The 21728-nt window shown below is 68.0% G+C and carries 15 protein-coding genes; 5 read left to right on the forward strand and 10 right to left on the reverse strand.

All coding sequences use genetic code 11. The annotated features are described in order from the left end of the window. Window positions 1–1403, forward strand: a 1403-nt coding sequence (locus tag QOI01_RS16325) for an acyl-CoA carboxylase subunit beta (protein WP_526382660.1), incomplete at its 5' end; no start/stop codon positions are given. A 99-nt stretch (window positions 1404–1502) separates the two neighbouring features. Beyond that, window positions 1503–2504, forward strand: coding sequence for a DUF4331 family protein (locus QOI01_RS16330; RefSeq protein WP_526382662.1), 1002 nt, complete (start codon window positions 1503–1505; stop codon window positions 2502–2504). Here QOI01_RS16330 and QOI01_RS16335 read toward each other — a convergent pair. Then, on the reverse strand, window positions 2501–3337 hold the full coding sequence (locus QOI01_RS16335) for an MBL fold metallo-hydrolase (RefSeq protein WP_526382664.1): 837 nt from the start codon (window positions 3335–3337) through the stop codon (window positions 2501–2503). The two genes, QOI01_RS16330 and QOI01_RS16335, sit on opposite strands and share 4 nt — an antisense overlap. A 36-nt stretch (window positions 3338–3373) precedes the next feature. Here QOI01_RS16335 and QOI01_RS16340 point away from each other — a divergent pair, with 36 nt between their 5' ends. Beyond that, window positions 3374–3826, forward strand: a complete 453-nt coding sequence (locus QOI01_RS16340) for an RDD family protein (protein WP_526382666.1) — start codon at window positions 3374–3376, stop codon at window positions 3824–3826. Here QOI01_RS16340 and QOI01_RS16345 read toward each other — a convergent pair. Continuing rightward, the gene (locus QOI01_RS16345) at window positions 3810–4685 is read right to left on the reverse strand and encodes an LLM class flavin-dependent oxidoreductase (protein WP_526382668.1); all 876 of its coding nucleotides are present in this window, start codon (window positions 4683–4685) and stop codon (window positions 3810–3812) included. The genes QOI01_RS16340 and QOI01_RS16345 overlap by 17 nt on opposite strands. A 111-nt stretch (window positions 4686–4796) precedes the next feature. Here QOI01_RS16345 and QOI01_RS16350 point away from each other — a divergent pair, with 111 nt between their 5' ends. Continuing rightward, window positions 4797–5360: a TetR/AcrR family transcriptional regulator gene (locus QOI01_RS16350; protein WP_353371528.1), complete on the forward strand. Its 564-nt coding sequence runs from the start codon at window positions 4797–4799 to the stop codon at window positions 5358–5360. Here QOI01_RS16350 and QOI01_RS16355 read toward each other — a convergent pair. From QOI01_RS16355 to pdxR, 8 genes are all read right to left on the reverse strand, one after another. Beyond that, window positions 5357–8554, reverse strand: coding sequence for an arabinosyltransferase domain-containing protein (locus QOI01_RS16355; RefSeq protein WP_526382670.1), 3198 nt, complete (start codon window positions 8552–8554; stop codon window positions 5357–5359). The genes QOI01_RS16350 and QOI01_RS16355 overlap by 4 nt on opposite strands. Continuing rightward, window positions 8551–11853 carry an arabinosyltransferase domain-containing protein gene (locus QOI01_RS16360; protein ID WP_526382672.1) on the reverse strand — a complete coding sequence of 1101 codons (3303 nt, stop codon included), beginning with the start codon at window positions 11851–11853 and terminating at the stop codon, window positions 8551–8553. Before QOI01_RS16360 ends, QOI01_RS16355 begins: the two co-directional genes overlap by 4 nt. Window positions 11854–11928: 75 nt before the next feature. Next, window positions 11929–15234 carry an arabinosyltransferase domain-containing protein gene (locus QOI01_RS16365; RefSeq protein ID WP_526382674.1) on the reverse strand — a complete coding sequence of 1102 codons (3306 nt, stop codon included), beginning with the start codon at window positions 15232–15234 and terminating at the stop codon, window positions 11929–11931. Between the two features lie 6 nt (window positions 15235–15240). Then, entirely contained in the window at window positions 15241–17106 is a 1866-nt protein-coding gene (locus QOI01_RS16370) for an arabinofuranosyltransferase (protein WP_526382676.1), read from the reverse strand. Between the two features lie 53 nt (window positions 17107–17159). Continuing rightward, complete coding sequence (gene dprE2, locus QOI01_RS16375; protein ID WP_526382678.1) at window positions 17160–17954, reverse strand: decaprenylphospho-beta-D-erythro-pentofuranosid-2-ulose 2-reductase; 795 nt, start codon at window positions 17952–17954, stop codon at window positions 17160–17162. After that, window positions 17955–19316: a decaprenylphosphoryl-beta-D-ribose oxidase gene (dprE1, locus tag QOI01_RS16380; RefSeq protein ID WP_526382680.1), complete on the reverse strand. Its 1362-nt coding sequence runs from the start codon at window positions 19314–19316 to the stop codon at window positions 17955–17957. A gap of 31 nt (window positions 19317–19347) precedes the next feature. Further along, a complete protein-coding gene (locus QOI01_RS16385) occupies window positions 19348–19746 on the reverse strand; it encodes a GtrA family protein (protein WP_526382716.1) in 399 nt (132 codons plus the stop codon). Window positions 19747–19793: 47 nt separating this feature from the next. Continuing rightward, the gene (pdxR, locus tag QOI01_RS16390) at window positions 19794–21206 is read right to left on the reverse strand and encodes a MocR-like pyridoxine biosynthesis transcription factor PdxR (protein WP_526382682.1); all 1413 of its coding nucleotides are present in this window, start codon (window positions 21204–21206) and stop codon (window positions 19794–19796) included. Between the two features lie 49 nt (window positions 21207–21255). On the opposite strand from pdxR, the gene QOI01_RS16395 reads away from it, so the two are divergent. Further along, window positions 21256–21726 carry a carboxymuconolactone decarboxylase family protein gene (locus QOI01_RS16395; RefSeq protein WP_526382684.1) on the forward strand — a complete coding sequence of 157 codons (471 nt, stop codon included), beginning with the start codon at window positions 21256–21258 and terminating at the stop codon, window positions 21724–21726. The last annotated feature ends 2 nt before the right edge of the window (window positions 21727–21728 follow it).

Below are 21728 nucleotides of genomic sequence, written 5' to 3' on the forward strand. Positions count from 1 at the left end.
CGGGGAGTTTCCTAGAGATCGGAGCGTTGGCCCGCACACCGGGTGACCCGAACGCGCTCTACGGTGACGGCGTGGTCACCGGGCACGGCCGGATCAACGGCCGGCCGGTGGCGGTGTTCAGCCACGACCAGACGGTGTTCCAGGGCTCGGTCGGCGAGATGTTCGGCCGCAAGGTGGCCAAGCTGATGGAATGGGTGGCCATGGTCGGATGCCCGATCATCGGCATCAACGACTCGGCCGGCGCCCGGATCCAGGACGCGGTCACCTCGCTGGCCTGGTACGCCGAACTGGGCCGACGGCACGAGATGCTGCGCGGCCTGGTGCCCGAGGTCTCGATCATTTTGGGCAAATGCGCTGGGGGAGCGGTCTATTCGCCGATCCAAACCGACCTGCTGGTAGCGGTTCGTGACCAGGGCTACATGTTCATCACCGGCCCCGACGTCATCAAGGACGTCACCGGCGAGGAGGTGTCGCTCGACGAGCTCGGTGGCGCCGACTACCAGGCCCGGTACGGCAACATCCACCAGGTCGTCGAGGACGAGAAGGCGGCGTTCCAGTATGTCCGCGACTACCTGAGCTTCCTTCCCTCCAACACCTTCGACGCGGCGCCGATCGTCAACCCCGGGCTCGAACCCGAGGTCACCCCGCACGACCTCGAACTCGACGCGATCGTGCCGGACGCCGACAACATGGGCTACGACATGCAGGAGATCCTGCTGCGGATCTTCGACGACGGTGACTTCCTCGAGGTGGCCGCGCAGGCCGGCCAGGCGATCATCACCGGGTACGCCCGGGTCGACGGGCACCCGGTCGCCGTGATCGCCAACCAGCCGATGTACAACGCGGGTGCGATCGACAACGAGGAGTCCGACAAGGCGGCCCGTTTCGTCCGGTTCAACGACTCGTTCAACATTCCGCTGGTCTTCGTAGTCGACACCCCGGGTTTCATGCCCGGTGTGCAGCAAGAGAAGAACGGACTCATCAAGCGCGGCGGTCGATTCCTGTACTCCGTCGTCGAGGCGGATGTCCCCAAGGTGACCATCACGGTCCGCAAGTCCTACGGCGGCGCCTATGCGGTGATGGGCAGCAAGCAGTTGACCTCGGACATGAACTTCGCGTGGCCGACCGCCCGCATCGCGGTGATCGGCGCCGACGGTGCCGCGCAGCTGCTGATGAAGCGCTTCCCCGATCCTAATGCTCCCGAGGTGCAGAAGATCAAGGCCGACTTCATCGAGGGATACAATCTCAACCTGGCGATCCCGTACATCGCTGCCGAGCGCGGCTACATCGACGCGGTCATCGAGCCGCACCAGACGCGGTTGCACCTACGCAGCGCCATGAGGCTGTTGCGGGACAAGCAGATTCAGCGCGTGGCACGCAAGCACGGCCTGATCCCGATCTAACCCCGCTTCCTCCGCGAGCGTGCGTGTCTGCTCCGCGACACGCCGCAGTTTTTGCGCAAATGCGCACGCTCGCCACGCGTCCAGCGTTGGATGACAGGGGTGTCGAACCACTTCACCGGACTCAGCCTCGGACCCCCGCTTGGCGACCAACGCCTCGATCTGTGCGATCTCTACGCTTTTCAGTCTGCCGCGGATCCCTCACGGACCGTCTTGATCCTGAACGCCAACCCGCAGGCCGACTTCCTGCACCCCCACGCCATCTACCGCATCGGCATCGACAACGACGGCGACCTCCGCGACGACATCACGTTCAGCTTCGTGTTCTCGGAGCCGCAGGACGGGCGTCAGACGGTGGACGTCTATCTGGCAGTCGACGACGAGGCCCGCGCCGAGCAGGCCGTCGGGTCGAAGATCTTCGATGCCGTCGAGGTGTCGTTCGGGCCCACACCGCAGGTCTTCCAGTCTGGCAGCTTCACGTTCTTCGCCGGCGCCCGCAGCGACGCGTTCTTCTTCGACTTCGACGGCGTCAAGAATCTGTTCGACACGTCCGGTGGGCGGAACTTCACGTCGCCGCATCTCGGCGCGGAATCCCCTTGGACCGGTGTGGATTCGAATACCGAAGCCAACGTGTGCTCGATGGTGCTGGAGCTGCCGACGAGTGCACTCGGCGCGGACCCCGACATTCGGATCTGGGGCCGCTGCAGCCTGCGTCGCGACGGTGAACTGCTGCACGTCGACAGGGCGGGGCACCCGTCGGTGAGCAGCTTCTTCAACACCGACGAGACCAAGGAGGAGTACAACGCCTCCGAACCGGTCCACGACCGCGAGCGCTGGATCGCCATGTTCATCCACCTGATGGGTCACACCGGTGGCTACTCGCGAGCCGAGGCCGTCGCGGCGATCGACGAGGAGGGCATCCTGCCCGACATGCTCAACTACGACCCGTCCAAGCCCGCGAAGTACCCCAACGGTCGGGTGTTCACCGACGACGTCATCGACTACCGGCTGGCGTTCCTCACCAAGGGTGACTGCCCGCCGAGCGGCCTGAGCCCGCATGCCGACACCCTGGGGGAGTTCCCCTATCTCGGTACGCCGCACTAGATCGCAGACAGTTCCAACCAGTCGTCGACCTCGAAGCGGTCTCCGCGCGCCACCAGGGTCGCGCCGCCGTGACCCGGATAGTGCGCCGGGATCACCGACGCGCGGGCGCGCGCCGCCTCGGTGAACACCCGCTTGCGCGTCACGGCCGCGGCGGCCGGGTCCACGTCGAAGCCGCACGGGTCGTCGGGCCGGGGAATCTGGATGGGGCAATGCGTGAGATCGCCGACGAAGACGGCCGGCTTGCCCGCGTCGAGCCACAACACCGATGACCCAGGGGTGTGTCCCGCGGCGGGTCGAAGCCGAAGCGACTCGCTGATTTGGAGATCGTCCGACCACAGTTCCATCTGGCCTTCGATGGGAATGACGCTGTCGTCCATGACGATTCGCGCACCTTGGTTCGTGCCCGGCCCGTCGGGGGCGAAGAAGCGGTAGTCGGCCTCCGGGATCAGGTAGCGCGCGTTGGGGAACGTCGGCACCCAAGAGCCGCTCGAAGAATTCCCCGGTCGCTGCTCTCCTGCCCGCCGATCGAGTGTGGTGTTCCACCCGACGTGGTCGGTATGAAGGTGGGTGTTGATGACGACGTCGACGTCGCCCGCGTCGACTCCTGCCCGCCCCAACGCGCCGAGGAAGTCGTTGTTCAGATGCGCGAGCGTCGGGATGTGCGGGCGTTCGCGGTCGTTGCCGACGCCGGTGTCCACGACGACGGTGAGTCCATCCACCTCGACGACCCAGCTCTGCAACACGACCCGCCACCGCCCGGTCCCCGGTTCGAAGAACGTCGGCACCAGGAGGTCGGCGTTGTCCTGCCACGCCGACGACGTGGTATCGGGCATCGTCGACCGGATGTTCGGCCGCAATCGGACACCCCGTTGACGCCTGGTCGGCAGGAGCCGCCGGACGATCGCGCCGCGGGGATCGTCAGCCGCGGCACCGCGGCCGTGATCGATCTGCTCGTCGCCGGAGTCGTCGTCGGCATCCTCTACCTCGGCGTGGCATTGACGAGGCTGATGCTGCAACCGTCGTCGTTCAGGTTTCCCGCGCCGAACGCGTTCTTCTCGACGGCGGTGATGTTCGCGGTGGCGGTGGTGTATCTCGCAGGGTGCTGGGTCACCTCCGGCTGCACGGCGGGCGGCGTCGTGATGGGTCTGCGGGTCGTCGGTCGGCGTTCGGGCCGTGTGTCGCTGGTGGTTGCGCTGTTGCGGGCGGCGGCCTGCGTGATCTTCCCGGTCGGTCTGGTGCTCGTCGCCGTCGACCGGCGGCGCCGCTCGGTGCAGGACCTGGTGCTGGGTACCCGGGTGGTCTACGTCAGACCGACGGGATGATGAGCTCGTCGACGACCCAGTGGGCGACGTCGGCGGGGTAGGGATCCGGTAGTCCGAGGACGAGGTGGCCGAAGCCGGCCTCGATGGCGCGGGCAATCGAATCCCTTGCGATGCCGGGCTGGTCGTAGGAGACCTGCAGGTGCATCGACCGCACGACGGCGGCGGGGTCACGCCCGATGTCGGCGCAGTAACGGTCCAGCAGCGCGCTGCGCTCGACGGCGTCGTCGATGTCGCCGCCGGGGATGTTCCACAGGTCGGCGTGCTCGGCGACGACGCGCAGGAGAAGTGCCGACCGCCCGCCGATGATGACCGGTGGGTGCGGTCGCTGGATCGGCTTCGGGTTGCCGAACGCACCGGTCAGCTGGACGTGGGTGCCGGTGAAGTCGAACGGTTCCGGGTCGGTCCACAACCGCCTGATCACCAAGAGAGCCTCGTTGAGGTTCCCGACGGAGTCCGAGAAGTCGTGGTACGGCAGACCGTGTGCCTCGTACTCGCGCCTGGCCGCGGGGTGGCTGGGCCGGGAGCCGGCGCCGATGCCGAAGTCGAGCCGCCCACCGGAGACGACGTCGGTGGTGGTGGCGATCTTGGCGAGAAGCGCGGGTGGGCGGAAGCGGTTGCTGGTGACGAGCAGTCCCACCCGCAGTCGGCGGGTCTGCGCGGCCAGGGCCGAGAGCAACGTCCAGCCTTCGAGAATCGGTCCGTTCGGATCCCCGAAGATCGGCATCAGGTGGTCGAAGAGCCAGGCGTGCTCGATCTCGGGTATCGCGTCCGCCTCCTGCCAGACCCGCAGAACGTCGTCGTAGGTGACCTGTGACGGCGCGGTCATGATGCCGAACCGCACCCCGGATGTCTGGGACATGTGAACGTCTCCTCTGGAACCTCTAGACTTCAATAAGCGGAACGATGTTCCTCTATCAACCTTACGGAACATTGTTCCGTTTAGCCATCGCACGCTGGGGAGGCACCGCGGATGACGGCACCGCGGAAACGGTCCGACGCCCGCCGCAACGAGGAAGCCCTGCTCGCCGCGGCGGCGGCGGCCTTCGTCAAGTCCGGCGTCGACGTGCCGGTGCGCGACATCGCCACCGCCGCCGGTGTCGGCGTCGCCACGATCTACCGGCACTTCCCGACGCGGGCCGACCTCATCGTCGCCGTCTACCGCCACCAGGTCGAAGCCTGCGCCCAGGCCGGTCCAGCCCTGCTGGGCGCCAACTCCTCGCCATACGCCGCGCTGGCGAAATGGATCGATCTCTTCGTCGACTTCCTCGTCACCAAGCACGGACTCGCGGGCGCCCTCCAGTCCGACGCCGCCGGCTTCGCGACCTTGCACGCCTACTTCCTCGACCGTCTCGTCCCCGTGTGCGCCGATCTGCTCGAGGCCGCCACCGATGCGGGTGAGATCCTTCCCGACGTCGGCGCCCTCTGGCTGATGCGCGGCGTGGGCAACCTCTGCATCGGCGCGGATACCGACCCCGGCTACGACGCGCGGCGCATGGTGCAGCTCGTCATCGCAGGGTTGGGGGCGAAACCCTAGGGCTCGATCCTGATCTTGCCCGGCGAGTACAGCCCGCTGCGCGTCGCGGTGCCAAGGTCGATCCGGGCGGGTTGCGCGTCGACGATCGTGTCGAACTTGCGCAGTGAGCCCCAGTCCCGGCCCCAGTCGTGCGACAGGTACGTCGCCATCAGGTTCTGCCGCAGCAGCAGATCACTGATGCCCAGTAGGCCGCCGTTGAGCCCGTCCTGCCAGGTGTCGGTGTCCTTGCGCTTGGCGTTGTAGTCGGGTGTGATGCGGAAGTTCGGGACCTCGGTGACGCCGTTGGCGTGGAGCATCGGCTGCTGGCACGGGAAGGCGAGGCCGACGGCCCAGTCCATCAGCACCGGCTGATCCGAGCCGAGGTACTGCTGGAGGGACTTCAGCTCGGGGACGCGCGGTGGGGTGACGGCGATCCAGTCGCCGGGCGTCAGCGACAGGTCATCGGCGACGATCCGCACCGACGTTGCATCGGCCGGGATCAGCGAGCGGTCGAAGCGAAGGTTGCGCCACGACGGAATGGGCCCGATGTCGTAGGGAACGACGCGGCCCGCCGCTACCGGCGCGCCGTCCGGACCCGGCTTGGCGTACTCCAACACGACGGACTGGCCGTCGGTGCGTCCGTTGAACACGCTGTCGCCGGTGATGCTGCCCGCCGCGGTGACGACCACCAGAGGTTGCGCGTCGTCGCGCTTCCCTCCATCAGGCAGTTGGTACCACGCTGAGCTCAACCGGCTCTGCTGTTGCGCCGGGCCGCCCACGTACGTTCCGGCCAGCGGCACGCGCTTGGGGTCGAGGCCGTACGGCAGCGGCACCGTCGACCCGTTGACGCCTGGGCTCGACAGCTTGACCGGCGCATTCCAGTCGTAGTCGGTGCCTGGCGTCGGAAGGTCGTTGCGAATCGCCTCGGCCACAATGTGTTCCGGCACGCCATTGGGGGTGAATCCGACGGGGCCGACACCGCCCAACGGGCCGAGGGGTCCGTAGTTTCCCGGCAGCGGCGCCAGGAAGCCCGCATTGGTGTCGGGCTCGACGAGCACGTCGTCGGCCAGGCCGCAGCCTCCGGTGAACGCCTTGAGGTTGGACGCCGCATTGGAGTAGGTCGGGTACTGCCGCACCACGCCTGCGAGCATCGAACCGACGAACACCACCACCATGAAGCCAGCAGTGATCGGAATCGGCGCGGCGGTCACCAGGCGCGCCAGCCTGCTCTCGGTGCGGTCGCGCGTGAAGTGCAGCCAGAAGGCCCACAGCGCGGCAATCCCGAACAGTGCGAAGAAGATCGTGCTGACGGTGACGCCGCCGAGCTTCGGCATCGCGTTGTTGAACGGGACGCCGTAGCTCGAGACGTACCACCAACCGTTGGTGCTGGAGAACGTCAGGGCCAGCACGAACAGCACGCCGGCGGTCAAGACCATCCGGTTGCGCGCGGAGCGCAACACGACCCGCGATACCAGCACCGTGGCGACTGCCGCCATCGCCGCACCGACGGCGGCGAACAGGCCGAAGTGATGCACCCACTTGGTCGGCGTGAACATCAGGAAGAACATGGTGCCGAAGATGATGCCGACGAGCCGCCACACCGGGCCGCGGGCGACGCCGGGAATTCGCTTGCGGCGCAACATGATGAAGAGCGACGCGAAGAGGCTCAACGCGGTGATGAAGAAGCCGAATCGGCGCGACAACGACCCGTCGACGGTCGGCAGGAACAGATAGTAGTAGCGCAGGTTCTCGGTGTACCACGCCTGGCTCGGACCGATGGCGGTGCGAATCCTGGTGGCTTCCAACACCGTTGCCAACGTCTGGTCGGCGAAGACGACGGTGAGGATGATGGTGCCCGCGGCAAGTAGGGGGAGCACCAGCGGCCAGGTCCCCACGACGCGGCGCCTGCGCACCAGGATGCGCAGCAGGGGCCGACCACCGGCCAGCAGCGCGGCGACCGCGATCAGGCCCGTCGGCTGGATGCCGAGGGTGAAGGCCGCGGCCGTGATCGCCAGCGCGGCCGGCGTGAGCCGACCCGAGATGATCGCGCGCTCGATGAGCACGTAGGTGATCAGCGCTCCGGTGGCGATCTGGCCCTCGGGCCGAAGCCCGTTGTTGAACGGCATCCACGCGGCGAGCAATACCAGTCCGGCGGACCACATGGCGGCCCGACTCGACGCCACCGCGGGCCCGAGCCGGGGCAGCACCTCGCGCGAGAGCAGGAGCCAGCACACCAGCGCACAGATCAAGTCGGGCAGGCGCATCCAGATGCTGGCGTCGCTGACGTGGGTCATCAGCGCGAGCAGGTTGTAGAACCAGCCGAACGGGTCCTCGGGGCTGCCGAACCACCGGAAGTAATTGGACATGTAGCCCGCCCGGTCGGCGACCCGGGCCATCTGCAGGATGTAGCCGTCGTCGGACGAGTTGGCGCCGATGACGTGCCAGACCAGGAACCCACCGACCACGACGACGTCGGTCGCCGAGAAGGTGCGCCAGCGCGACGGGATCACCCGCTGCATGCGTCTGCCATCGAGCTGGTCGAGGCGCCACAGCGCGACGAGCGCGATGACGGTGGCGACCATGGCCAGCAGCATCGCGCCGAGCTTCGCGGCCGTGGGTTTGGTGGTGTAGCGGGTGTCGACCGTCGCCGATAGTGAAAGTCCCTGCGGCGCAGGTCCGGTCAAGCCAGTGAAGACGCCGACGAAGTTCGGCCGCAGGTTGGGGTCGGCGAATCCGGTGCGGAGCTCCTTGCCGTCTGGACCGGTGAGCCCGACGAACGTGGCGAACGTACCTGCTTCGGCAGAGGTGATCTCGATGGTCGAACATCCCGGCGTGCCCGAGGAGCCGACCACCTTGGCTCGCGGGACGCTCGCGACCACCACGTTGCGGTCGGTGACGTCGACGCGGGTGCTGTTGACGTTGACGAACAGCGCATTGAGCGCCGCATCCTTGGCGTCGGCGGGGGCGGTGCCAAGCACCATGCCACCCGCGGGTGGCATATCTCTGACCAGTTCGCACGGCACGGTGACCGACATCGTGACCGGTGTGAGGGTGATCAGCGGCGCAGTGACGTTCTCGAGCTGCCCACTTTGCGGCCAGTTCACCGTCGCGGTCGTCTGCACCACCGGAAGCAGCGGCGTCAGCACCGACAACACGAAGCCGATCAAACCGGCGATCATCGCCACCCAGCGGGTGGTCTTGGCGTCCGATCTCATGAGTCAGTTCCCAGCGGCAGGGCCCGGATGGGGCCGCGACGCGTCCAGCCCAGAACCGTCTCGGTGCCCACCTCGACGGCGACCTCGGGGGCGGCTGCTGCGGGCACTATCCGGTCGTAGCGTTCGATCGAGCCCCAGTCGCGGTACCAGTCCCCGCTCAGGTACGTCGGCACCGTGGAGGTGCGCAACAAGGCCTGGATGTAGAGGAAGGGGCCGCCGTCGTCAGCGGACTGCCATTGGTTGGACGAAACGACGACCTGCTTGGCGTTGGGAAGAATCCGGTATTCGGGGAGCTCGGCGATGCCGAGGTGCTGCGTCGCCGGGTGCTGGCACGGGAAGTTGGCGGCCGATGCGATGTCCATCAGCACCGGTGTCGTCGACCCGAGGAACTGCTGCGCGGTCTGCAGCACCGGCACGCGTGGCGGTGTGAACGCGAGCCACTGGTCGGTGGACAGGTTCGGGTCGTCGGCGACGATGCGGGCGACGTTGGCCTCCGGCGGTGCCCAGGCCAGCGGGAAGCGCAGGTTGCGCCAGGCTCTCTGCGGCGTGACCGGGTCGATGGGCTGGACTTCGGCCAACGGGCGGAAGCTGCCGTCCGGGTTGCGCACGCCCCATTGGAGTTTCAGCGACTGGCCGTAACTGAAGTCGCCTTCCTCGTCGGTGGACCAGATGGCGCCCGCCGCGGCGACGGTGACCAGGGGCCGATCCGGCGTTCTTGGCGGCAGCTCGTACCAGGCTGACGTCGCCCTGGCCGCTGCGGTGTTCTCTTTGTAGCTGCCCATCACGGGGGTGCGCGACGGGTCGAGCCCGAACGGAAGGAACACGCGCGATCCGTTGATGCCCGCGGGACCGTAGCCGCCGCCGGTGCCCGCCGAGAACCCGATGCCGACGTTCGGCTTGTCGGGTGATCCCGGGGAGTTGACGGTGCCAGGGTTGGCGGTGACGGGCTCGGGCGGCAGAAGGGTGTCGCTGACGCCGTTGGGCGTGAAACCTTGGGGGTCGGTGCCACCGAGCGGACCGTCCGGCCCGAACTGCTGACCCGAAACGGGCTGCAGGAGGCCGGCATTCGGGTCGGATTCGACGAGGACGGCGTCGGCCATCGCACAGCTCGCTCCGCCAGTGAGCGCGTCGACGTTGGCCAGGGCGGTCGTGTAGTTGGGGTAGCGGGCCGCAGCGCCCTTCATCATCGACCCGACTTCCAACAGCACCATCAACGTCGCCACCACTAGCAACGGCGTCGAGGCCAGCACCCGGTTGCGGCGCGTGTTCTTGACCTCGGTGTGCCCGGTGTAGTCCATCCGGAAGTGCAACCAACCGGCCAGCAGACCGGACGCAATCGCCAGCACCAGGAACATCGTCGTCACGGGTTGGCCTGCGATCACCGGCTGCTTGTCGAACCAGGGCACGCCGTAGTTGCCGACGTAGAACCAGCCGTTGATTCCCGAGGTCGCCCAGGCCAGCACGAACAGCAGCGCGGTGACGTACAGCGCGAGGTTGCGTCGGCTGTGCAGCCCGACGCGGGAGAACGTGAAGGCGGTGACCGCGCCGAGCGCTCCGCCGAGGCCCGCGAACGCCCCGAACTGCACGGCCCACTTGGTGGGGGTGAAGGTCAGCAGCAACAGGCCGATGGCCGTCGTGCCGATCAGGCGCCACACCGGGCCGCTGACCATGCCTGGCAGATTGCCGCGGCGCAGCACCACCGCAAGGATGCCGAAGAGGCACAGCAGCAGGATGAGCACCGAGAAGCGTCGGGTCAGGGATCCGTCGACGCTGTCCTCGACGGTCAGGAAGTAGTAGCGGAGGAATTCCTGGTACCAGGCGATGGTCGGGCCGACGGTGTACTTGATCCTGGCGGATTCGGCGACGGTGGCCAGCGTCTGGTCGCGGAAGACGATCACGAAGAGCAGTGACAGTGACGCCGCGTACGCGGCCAGGGGGGCCAGCAGTCCGGTGCCGTTCTCGCCCGACCGCCGGGCGCGGACGATCCGGGCGATCGCACGGGCGCCGACCAGCAGCGGCGCGACCGCGATCAGGCCCTGCGGCGCCAGCGTGACGCTGAACATCGCGACGATGATCGCGACGGCGGCGGGCCAGAGCCGGCGCGCCCCGATTGCGTACTCCACCAGAACCCACGTCAGCAGTACGCCGAAGGCAATGAGCGGCTCGGGTCGCAAGCCGTTGTTGAACGGGAGCCAGCTGGCGAGGAAGACGGCGGCGCCGGTCCACACGGCCACTCGGTTCACCGCCAGCCGCCTTCCAAGCCGGGGCAGCACCCAACGACTCAGCAGCAGCCAGGTCGCCAGACCCGCCAACAGCGCGGGCAGGCGCGTCCACACTCCGGTGGCACTGATCGCGGCGAGGTGCGCGAGCACCCACTGGTACCAGTCGAACGGTGCTTCGGTGGCTCCGAAGTAGCGGTAGTAGTTGGCGGCGTAGCCCGCATCGCGGGACACCCGCGCGATCGTCAGGTTGTAGCCGTCGTCGGAGGAGATGGCGCCGACGACGTGCCACAGCAGCAGGATGCCGATGACCGCTACGTCGGCCAGCCACGTGGCGAGCCCGACCCGCCAGAACCTGCGCCACGCACCGTGCACCCGGCGGCCCCCGCTGAGCCCGATGTCGCCGCCGGGGCGGCTCCGGAAATCCAGGAGGGCGAGCGCCACGATCGACGCGATGGTGGCCAGCACGCCGAGCACCATCAGTGCCGTCTTCAGCGTGGTCGGCGAGGTGATGAAGCGGGTGTCGACGTCGATTCGGGCGGACGGGCCAGGACTGGCGGCAGCGACCTTCAGATCGGTGAAGATGCCCACAACCTGCGGCTTCTTCTCGGGCGCAAGGGTTCCGGTGGCACCGGGGATGCCGACGAACTCAGCGCCGACCCCGCCGACGTTGGCCCAGATGTGCAGCGAGCTGCACGCGCCCGAGTCCACGGCCTGCCGTGGTGCGACGGTGGCCACGGAGTCACGGAAGGCGACGACGACGCTGTCCGTGGTGGCCCGCACGAACAGGCCGTTGCGGCTGGCGTCGATGCCACCGTCGGGGATCGTCGAGAACACCACGCCGCCCGCGCCGGGCAGCGTCGAGACGGCCTCGCACGGGATGGTGACGTCGAGGGCCAGGGGTGCGCCGGACACCAGTGGCGCGGTCACGTCGGTGACCAGCCCGTCGGGCCCGCTGCCCTGCGGCCACAGGATCGTGGCCGTCGTCTGCCGGACGGGCAGCAGCGGGCTGAGTAGGCAGAGCACGAGTCCGACGAGGCCCGCGGCGATCGCGATGAGTCGAACGGTCCGAGCGGGCACGAGGCTCGATGCTATGCGAAGACCTCGTGGGCGTTGCGTCGCCATGCGGCGACCCCGGGAATTCGAGCGCTGACCTCAGCTCAGTCGCAGCGGACCTGGCGACCAGAGCCCACTGCGGGTCGCGGTACCGAGGTCGATTCGCGCCGGCTGGGCGCCGGGATACCAGGGCGTCAGCTTCTGCAGTGCACCCCAGTCGCGGAACCAGTCGTCCTTCAGATACGTCGGCACCGGCTCGGCGCGCACCAGCAGCTCGGTGATGCCGAGCGGACCGCCGCCGAGATAGTCCATGACGGGGGAGTTGGCCTCGGCGCCGAAGCGGTCCGGCAGGATCCGCCACTTGGGGACCTCGGTGACGCCGTTCTGGTGCGCGAAGGGGCGCTGGCAGGGGAACGCTAGACCGACCAGCCAGTCCAGCAACACCGGATCTTCTGAGCCGACGACGTCCTGCAGCGTCTTCAGCTGCGGGATCCTCGGCGGCGTGACCGCGATCCAGTGCTGGGGCGCGAGGTCCTGGTCGGACGCGATGAGGCGCACCTGCGTCGCCTCGGATGGAATCGCGCTCAGTGGCACGCGCAGGTTGCGCCACGCCGGCACGGCCCCGACGTCACCGAACCTGACGCTGCCGCCCGGCTGGCCCTTGGCGGCCTGCTCGTCGGTGGCCCACTGGACGAGTACTTCGCCCGGATCGAACCGTCCTGCGGCGGCGACCACCAGCAGCGGGCCCGCCTGGTCGCGGGCGGGCAGTCGATACCAGCCCGACCGCAGTTGGGCGGGCTGCTGCGTGCCCGGCCGCCAGCTGCCCATGACGGGCGTGGTGGCTGGGTCGAGGTTGTACGGCAGCCGCGCACGTGACCCGTTGACGCCCGCGGCGGCCGTCGTGCCGCCTTCGGTGCCAGGTTCGCTGCCGGACACCACCGATCCGTCGGTGTCGGCGAAGTTGCCGCTGCCCTGTGGCTCCGAGACGGGGTCGGCCGACACGTCCGTCGGAATTCCGTTGGGGTTGAAGCCCTGTGCGGTCGCAGCGCCGAGCGCAGTGCCCACCGGCGTGTCAACCGGAGTCAACATGCCTGCGTTCGGGTCCTGTTCGACCATGACGTCGGTGGCCAGACCGCACGTCTTGCCTGCCACCGCCTCCAGGTTCGACCGCCCGACCGTCCACCCCGGGTACTGCCCGACCGTCGCGATGGTCAGCGATGCCACCTCGAAGACGACCAGCGCCCACACGGCAATCGTCAAGGGCACCTGCGGGATTCGTGACCACCATCGGGGATCGCGCTTCGGCGGTGCGGTGTCCCGCTCGGATCCTCTTCCCGGGTCGCTGCGCTCCTGCCCTCCGGCGAAGTGGAACCACGCCGCCAGTAGCAGGGTCAGTACGGAGAAGCCGAGCAGGATTGTGGTGAACCCGAACTTGTACGCCGGGAACGCATTCGACCACGGCACGCCGAAATTCGAGACGTACCACCACCCGTTGACGCTGGCGAACGACAAAGCGGTGATGAACAGCACCGCGGCGGCGAAGATCGTGCGGTTGCGGCGTGACCGCATGGCCACGGCCGTCACCGCAACGGCGGCCAGTGCCCCGAGTGGTCCGGCGAGTCCGGCGAAGACGCCGAAGTGGTGCGTCCACTTCGTCGGGGTGAACATCATCATGAGGAAGGCGATGATCGTGATGCCGATGATGCGCCGGCTCGGCCCCGCCGCCGTCCCGGGAATTCGCCCCTTGCGCAACGACATCGCCACCGAGACGGCGAGTGCCAACAGCAGCGCGAGTACCGCGAACCGCCTCGCGATCGAGCCGTCGGGCGTAGCCAGGAAAAGGCGCTCGTAGCGGATGTGCTCCTCGAACCAGGCCAGGCTGGGGCCGACCGCAGACTTGAAGGCGTTGGCCTGCACCTCGGCGGCCATCGTCTGGTCGCGGAAGATCAGGATGATGGTGACGGTGCACGCCGCCAGGATCGGCGCCAGCAGCGCTAGATAGCCGAAGCGCGAAGTATGGGCTGCGACAATGGTTTTCAGCGGACCGATGGCGACCAGCAGGGCTCCGACGGCGGCGATGCCGGTGGGTCCCGAGAACAGCGTCAACGCGCCGATGATGAGCGCGATCGCCACCGGAAGTAGCCGGCTGGTGGCGACGCCGCGCTCGACCGAGCACCACGTGAGCAGAATCCCCAGCGCGATGATCGGTTCCGGGCGCAGCCCGTTGTTCAGGGGCAACCAGAACGCCAGGAACATGCCGGCCGCTGTCCATGCGGCGGCCCTGTTGGCCTTCACCGCATGTCCGAGTCGCGGGATGACCTCGCGGCTGATCACCCACCAGCACGCCAGCGCCATCAACAGCGTGGGCAGCCGCATCCACACGCTCGCAGTGCTGACGTGCGCCCACATCGCCAGAAGGTCGTAGTACCAGCCGAACGGCGACTCCGGCGTGCCGAACCACCGGTAGTAGTTGGCCATGTAGCCGGCCTTCTCGGACACCCTGGCCATCGTGAGGATGTAGCCGTCGTCGGAGGTGTTGGCGCCGACGAAGTGCCACCAGACCAGGGCCGCAGTGACCAACCCGTCCAGCGGTGTCATCGACCACCAACGCGGAGGCAGGAAGCGCCGGTGCCGCATGCCGTCGGCGCTGTCGAGCACGTGCAGGGCGCCGAGCGCGAGAATGGTCATCGCGATGCCGACGATCATCGCCAGCATCTTCAAGAGCGTCGGCGAGGTGCTGTAGCGGGAGTCGATCGAGGCCGAGAACTGCAGGCCGGGCGGTGCGGAACCGGACAGGTCTGTGAAGACACCGACGATCTGCGGCCGGAAGTCGTAGCCGCTGCGCTCGCCCTTCAGCGGATCGCCCGGCTTGGCCGGGCTCTCGGCGTCGGGGCCCGCTCTGAGGCCGACGAACTCGCCGGTGACCGTGTCGGCGTGGGCGGTGAACGTCAGCTGCTGACAGGCGGGGCTGAGCACCTGAGTCAACGGTGCGGTGACGACCGGGGTGTTGCGCACTATGACCAGCAGGTCACCACCGACGCGTTCGATGAGCAGTCCGCGGTCGACCGCCTTGGGAGCCTGCTTGGGCACCGTGGAGAGCAGCACCGTCCGTGCAGCGTTCTGAGGGCCGACCAGCCCTGCGGCGGCGCGGCACGGAATCGATACGTTGAGATCGGTCGCCACGTACCCGATGAGCGGGGCGTCGACGCTCTGCATGACGCCGTTCTGCGGCCAGTTGAGCTGGGCGGTGGTCTGGGTGACGGGGAGCAACGGCGTGGCGACGGCGAGGAGCGCACCCAACAGACCGGCGACGATGGCGACGAGCCGCGCGGTCCTGTGGTTGGCCCCGGCTTCCGTCACGGGGCTAGATGATAGTTGGCCGGTCGGCGAGGTCTGACCCGTCACGGCGACCTACTTCCGGATTGCCAGCACGAAGGGGCCGATGTCGGACACGTCCCACCGCGGATCGTCGAACAACGTGGCGTCGAGCGAGACCTGGTAGCGGCGCACGTTGGGCTGGTTCGGGTAGACGTCGCTGGCGAGTCGCAGTGTGTAGGTGTCGTTGGCGCCGTGTCGCATCAGGAACACCGTCGGCGGCTGCCACGGCAGCTTGTCGAGTGCCGCGACGAACTGGTCGGCCTTGGTGATGGTGGCCCAACCTTCGATCGCCGCCGACCGCTCCTTGAACTGGGCGAGCGGGTTGGCGTAGTGCGACGTCAGGCCCTGGAACCCGTAGTAGGGGTAGTAGGCGAGGAAGCTGTAGTCCGCGGTCATCACGACGGTCTCGTTGCGTGGCCGCCCGGTGACCTCGCCGATCTTGGCGTCTACCGCGCGGTAGTACTGCTCGGCGCCCGGTGGTCTGCGGTCCGCTCGCTGGCCGCTCCCGTCGGTGTCGGTGTAGGCGACGACGATGTCGGGCCGCAGCACGTCGGGAATGTCCTGGGTGAACGTCATGGCGCCGATCGCGCCGAGTGCCGCGCCCGCGGCGATGACGCGCTGTCTGGTCCTCGGGGTGTACCTCGCGGCGATGGCCAGCGCGGCCTCGACGAACCCGAGCGCACCCGCCGCCGTCAGGAGCACTGTCAGCATGGGCTGGAGTCGGAAGGACAGCAGCGTGGTGCCCACCAGCGTGGTCAGCATCGAGAGCAGTGACCACGCGTAGACGGCGAGTACGCCGACGGCTAGCGCGCCCGCGCGGGTGGAGCTGCGCGCGTAGACCACCAGCCACAGCGTGCCGATCATGCAGAGCGCGCCGAGCAGGGTGAAGTCCAGCATGGGGAACGTCAGCTGGGCGCCGTCGGACGGCAGGTAGTGCTGGGCGGTGCCGCTGTCGGCGGGTGAGCCCTTGGTGGCGGCCAGCAGGTAGGGCCCCCAGCCGATCAGCGCGAGCGCACCGGAGATGGCGGTGATTACTGTGAGCCGCAGCAGCGGGTCCCAGCTGCGCCGGATAACCGCGGCGAGTAGCGCCATGAGGACGAGCGTGAACGCCGCGTATGCCAGCAGCAGCGTGTAGAACAGCGCCGCCAGCCCGAGGAAGAGACCGACGCCGACGACGGCCGCCCAGCCGCCGTGTCTGCTCCGTCCCCGCAGCCCTGACCACGCCAGGACGAACACCGGCGGCAGGAGCACCGTGATGATCGCTGCGTACGGCTCGGCCGGTGCGTACGCGAGCGTGGCGGCGGCGGTGGCCGTCGACACCACCAGCGCGAGCTCGAAGCGGATCATCGTCGCCCACAGCACGAACGCGACGACGATGGCGGCGGTGATCGAGATGATCGCCCACGGCTTGAACATCTCCCACGCGGGCGTGCCGGTCAGGGCGGCCAGCCTGCCGCCCAACCAGAACCAGCCAGGCGGGTAGTACGGCGGGAGACCGATGTAGGTCATGTCGTGCGGCGCCGCGGTGTCGGTAAGCCGCGTCAGGTACTCGGTGCGGAACTGCTGGTCGACCGAGACGCCGAAGAGGTACAGCTTGGTGGCGCCCAGCGGCATCGCGAGGGTGACGGTCGAGAGCGCCGACAGCGACACCACGGAGACAGCCCCGGCGAGCAGCTGCTTGCGCTTGCGCCAGAGCCAGCCCGCCGCGAAAAGGCCGATGAGGCAGACGAACTGGCCCACCGTGGTGAGCGCATGCAGCTGGTTCGACGAGTTGAACGCAGGCCACTCGACCCGCGCGATCGCGACCAACGAGACCGCGGAGACCACGACCGCGATCGCCGCGGCGGCAGCCATGAGGCCGACCGCCTTCAACGCCGGCACCTGACGCGCTCGGTTCATCCCCGGGTCGCTCCGCTCTGCCCCGCAAGCGGGGGTACCCCCAGCACCGGCGCTCAGATCGGCAGCTTACGGAAGATCGGCCGCGGGACGTGCCGCAGAACCATCATCACGTAGCGGAACGCCGCAGGTGCCCACACCAAATCCTTGCCCTTGGCCGACGCGGTCACGGCGAGTTCGGCGACGTACTCCTTGTCGACGGTGAACGGGGCCTCCTTGGCGCCGGTCGCCTTCCAGTGCGCGATCGTAGTCGAGGTGCGCACCTGTCCTGGGCGGATGACCAGCACGCGAACGCCGAACTCGCGCAGCGCTTCTCCGAGCCCGAGGTAGAAGCCGTCGAGCCCGGCCTTGGTGGAGCCGTAGACGAAGTTGGAGCGACGCACCCGCTCGCCCGCCGCCGAACTCATCGCGATGATCCGACCGGAGCCCTGGGCACGCATCTTCTCGCCGACCAGCACCCCCACGGAAACGGCTGCGGTGTAGTTGATCTCGGCGATCTGCACGGCCTTGCGCTGGTTCTGCCACAGCTCCTCGGCATCGCCGAGCAGGCCGAAGGCCACGATCGCCACATCTATGTCTTTCCGGGCGGTGCCTTCCCCCCAGGCCTTTTCGATCACCGCCGGATGGGTGTCGCTCTTGACGCCGTCGAAGTCGATCCATTCGACGGACTTGGCTCCGGCCGACGTCATGGCGGCAATGGCGTCGTCCTTGCGCGGATGGTCCGGCAGGTCGGCCAGGATTACGCGCGCCGAGGCGTCGCGGAGATAGCGCTCGCAGATGGCCAGTCCGATCTCGGACGTCCCGCCCAGGAGGAGGATGGTCTGCGGGTTGCCCACGCCGTCGAACACCATTTAGAGAAGCTCCAAGCGTCGGGCCATGTCCGAGGCGAACACCCCGGCGGGATCGACCTTGCGGCGCACCGCAATCCACTCGTCGATCCGCGGATACATGGCGTGAAAGGTCTCGGCGGTAGTGCGCGAGTCCTTGGCGGTATAGAGGCGACCGCCGAATTCGAGGACTCGGCGGTCGAGCTCGTTGAGAAGTTGGCCGATGCCTGCCTTCGTCGGGAAGTCCATGGCGACGTTCCAACCCGCCATCGGAAAGCTCAGTGGTGCTTTGTTTCCCGGTCCGAATACCTTGAACACGTTGAGTGCCGAATAGTGCCCGCTGCGTTGGATGTCATGGATGATCCGTTTGAACTCCTCGACCGCTGACAGCGGCACGAGAAATTGGTACTGGGCGAAGCCGGCAGGCCCGTAGCCACGGTTCCACTCGCCGAGCAGGTCGAGCGGGTGGTAGAACTGCGTCAGGTTCTGGACCTTGCCGCGGTAGTGGCCGCCCCGACGGTAGTACAGCTCGCCGATGGTGCTGAGCGTCAACTTGTTCATCAGGCCGTTGGGGAAGATGTCGGGCACCGTCATCAGTTGCGGTGCGTCGAACTTCAGCGGGTCCTTCGCAAGCTTGTCCGGCAGCTCGTCCCTGCGCGCAAGCCGGCCGCGGGTGATGGCCGCCCTGCCCAGTTTCGGCGGTGCGCTGATGGCGTCGAACCATGCACTGGAGTACGTGTAGTCGGCCTCGCTGCCGTCACTGTGGAAGGCGATGGTCTCGTCGAGGTTCGCGGTGTTGTCGCCGTCGTTGATGAAGTACGCGGTTTCGGTGGGCGTCATCTCGATGGTCGCCCGCAGGATGATGCCGGTGAGCCCGTTCCCGGCGACGGTGGCCCAGAACAGCTCGCCGTCCTGGCCGTCCGGGGTCAGGTGGCGGATCTGGCCGTCTGCGGTGAGCAGTTCCATCGAGCGCACGTGGTCGCCGAAGCTGCCTGCGCTGTGGTGGTTCTTGCCGTGGATGTCGCAGGCGATCGCACCACCGATGGTGACCTGGCGGGTGCCGGGCAGGACCGGCACCCAGAGTCCGAACGGCAGGGCGGCTTTCATCAGCTGATCGAGACTGACGCCGCCGTCGAGGTCGACGAGACGTGTCTCGGCGCTGATCGAGTGGATCTTGTTCAGGGCGGTCATGTCGACGACGAGCCCGCCGCCGTTCTGCGCGTTGTCGCCGTACGACCGACCAAGCCCGCGCGCGATCACGCCGCGGCCGTCGGCGCTGGCGACGGCCTTCGCGATGGTCTCCGCGTCGGGGGTCGACAGCACGCGGGCGACGGTGGGCGCGGTACGGCTCCAGCCCGTCAGCCGCTTGGTGGTGGTTGCAAACATCGTGACGAGGGTACCGCCTGCCACGTGTGACTCAGCGGAGCCGGAAAATGACCGCCCGCTGAACGATGAAGTTGATGACGGTCGCCGTGCCCTGCGCGATGACGAACGCGACCACGACGGCGGTGGCTGTGTAGTGCAGCAGATGTAGGAACAGGTGATTGAGTCCGACCTGGACCGCGAAGGTGACGGCGTATAGCGCGACAACAGCGATGAAGCGGGCAGTGCTTGGTGGTGCCTGGAACGTCCAGCGGCGGTTGATCAGATACGCCGTGGTGGTGCCTGCGATGAAACTGATGGTCTTGGCGAGATCGGGGTTCAGTCCCACCGCCTTGTACAACAGCACGTAGAGCCCGAAGTCCACGATCGCCGACAGCCCGCCGGTCACGATGAACCGCCACGCCTGGGTGGTCAGGCTCAGGTTCGGCGACATCGGGGGCTCGGCCACGCGGGCAGCTTAGCCAGCCCGCCCGGGGGGCCTCACCAGTTCACCCTCTCGAGCACACAGCACAGTGCGTCGACCGCCGGACCGAACGCGTGCTCGGCCGGGGTGCCGAAGTTGACGACGATGCCGTCGGTGGAAGGGATCTCGGGACCTGCGTCCGGGTGACGGAGCAGTGCCAGGCCGGAGAGTGCGATGCCGGCCTCGCCGGCGCGGCGCAGGATCTCGGCCTCGGTGCCGTCGGGCAGGGTCAGCAGCAGGTGCAGCCCGGCCGACAGTCCGATTATGCCGACGTCGAATGGCTGCAGTCTCTCGACGAGGCGGTCGCGGCGGCGCCGGTAGTTCTGGCGCATGCGGCGAATGTGCTTGTCGTAGCTGCCGTTTGCGATGAAGTCGGCCATCGTCAGCTGGGCGATCCCGTTGACGTAGAACTGCTGACCACCCATGGCCACGAGCACCCGGTCGATCAGGTCGTCGGGCAGCACCATCCAGCCCAGACGCAGCACGGGTGCCAGGCTCTTGCTGGCCGATCCGAGGTACACCACCCGCTCGGGGTCCAGTCCCTGCACCGCGCCGACGGGTTGGCGGTCATACCGGAATTCGCCGTCGTAGTCGTCTTCGATGAGGTATCCACCGGAGCGCTGCGCCCAGTTCAGCACCGCAGTGCGACGGGTGGGGTGCAGTGGTACGCCGTGCGGGAAGTGGTGCGCGGGGGTGAGCAGCGCGGCGGGTGTGTGGAGCCCGTTGAGGTCGTCGACGATGGCGCCGTGGTCGTCGACGGCGATGGGGGTCGTCGCGACGCCCATCGCGGCGAGCGCCTCGCGGAACAGGTACAGGGCGTAGGCCTCCACGGCGATCGGGCCTGCACCGGAGAAGACGCGGCCGAGGATCTCCACGGCGTGGCGGGTGCCCGCGCAGATGACGATCGAGTCGGGGGTGGTGCGAACGCCGCGGACCCTGGCGAGGTACTCGGCGAGCGCGTCGCGCAGCTCGATCCGGCCCCGCGGGTCGCCCATCCGCAGCGCCTCATTGGGTGCGGTGGCCAGCGCTCGCCGGGTCGAGGCCAGCCACGCACTCCTGGGGAATTCGGCGACGTCGGGTGAACCGGGCATCAGGTTGTGCGTCGGGACGCCGGGGACGCCCCTGGGACGGGCGGGCAGCGGTGTGGCGCGGCTGTTCACCACCCAGGTGCCCGTGCCCTGGCGCGACGCCAGCCACCCCTCGGCGACCAGTTCGGCGTAGGCCTCGGCGACGGTATTGCGGGCCAACCCGAGGTCGCCGGCCAGGTCCCGCGACGGCGGCAGCATGGTGCCCGCCGCGAGCCTGCCGGTCCTCACGGCGTCGCGCAAAGCTGTGAGCAGGAGTTCTCGCACTCCGCGCGTCCCAGGCGTGATGGCGTCCCGCAGCTCGAGGTGCAGGTCGCGTGTTCCGGTATTGGCCCACGAAGTCACGCTAGAATTGAACCATGTCGATGGTTCTTTGGCGGCTAGCCTGGCGAACATGACGCAAACACTCGAACACCCCACCGCCATCGACCGCCTCGCGATCTACAAGGTCTCGCCGGAGTTGTACGACGCCATGATGAGGTTGAGCACCGCCGCGGCGAAGGACGTCGACCCGACCATCGGCGAGCTGATCAAGATCCGGGCCTCGCAGATCAATCACTGTGCGTTCTGCCTCGACATGCACGTCGCCGACGCCCGCAAGCAGGGCGAGACCGAACAGCGACTCGCGCTCGTCGCCGCGTGGGATGAGGCGGGCAGTCTGTTCACCACGCAGGAACGGGCCGCCCTCGAACTGACCGAGGCCATCACCGAACTGCACCACGGTCATGTCCCCGACGAGGTCTACGCCAAGGCCGCCGAGGTCTTCAGTGAGAAGGAGCTCGCACAGGTGATCGCCATGGCGGTGACCATCAACGCATGGAACCGGTTCAACGTGGCGACTCGGATGAAGGCACCGCGCCGCTGACC

The organism is Mycobacterium sp., assembly GCF_032162605.1.
Lineage (GTDB): Bacteria > Actinomycetota > Actinomycetes > Mycobacteriales > Mycobacteriaceae > Mycobacterium.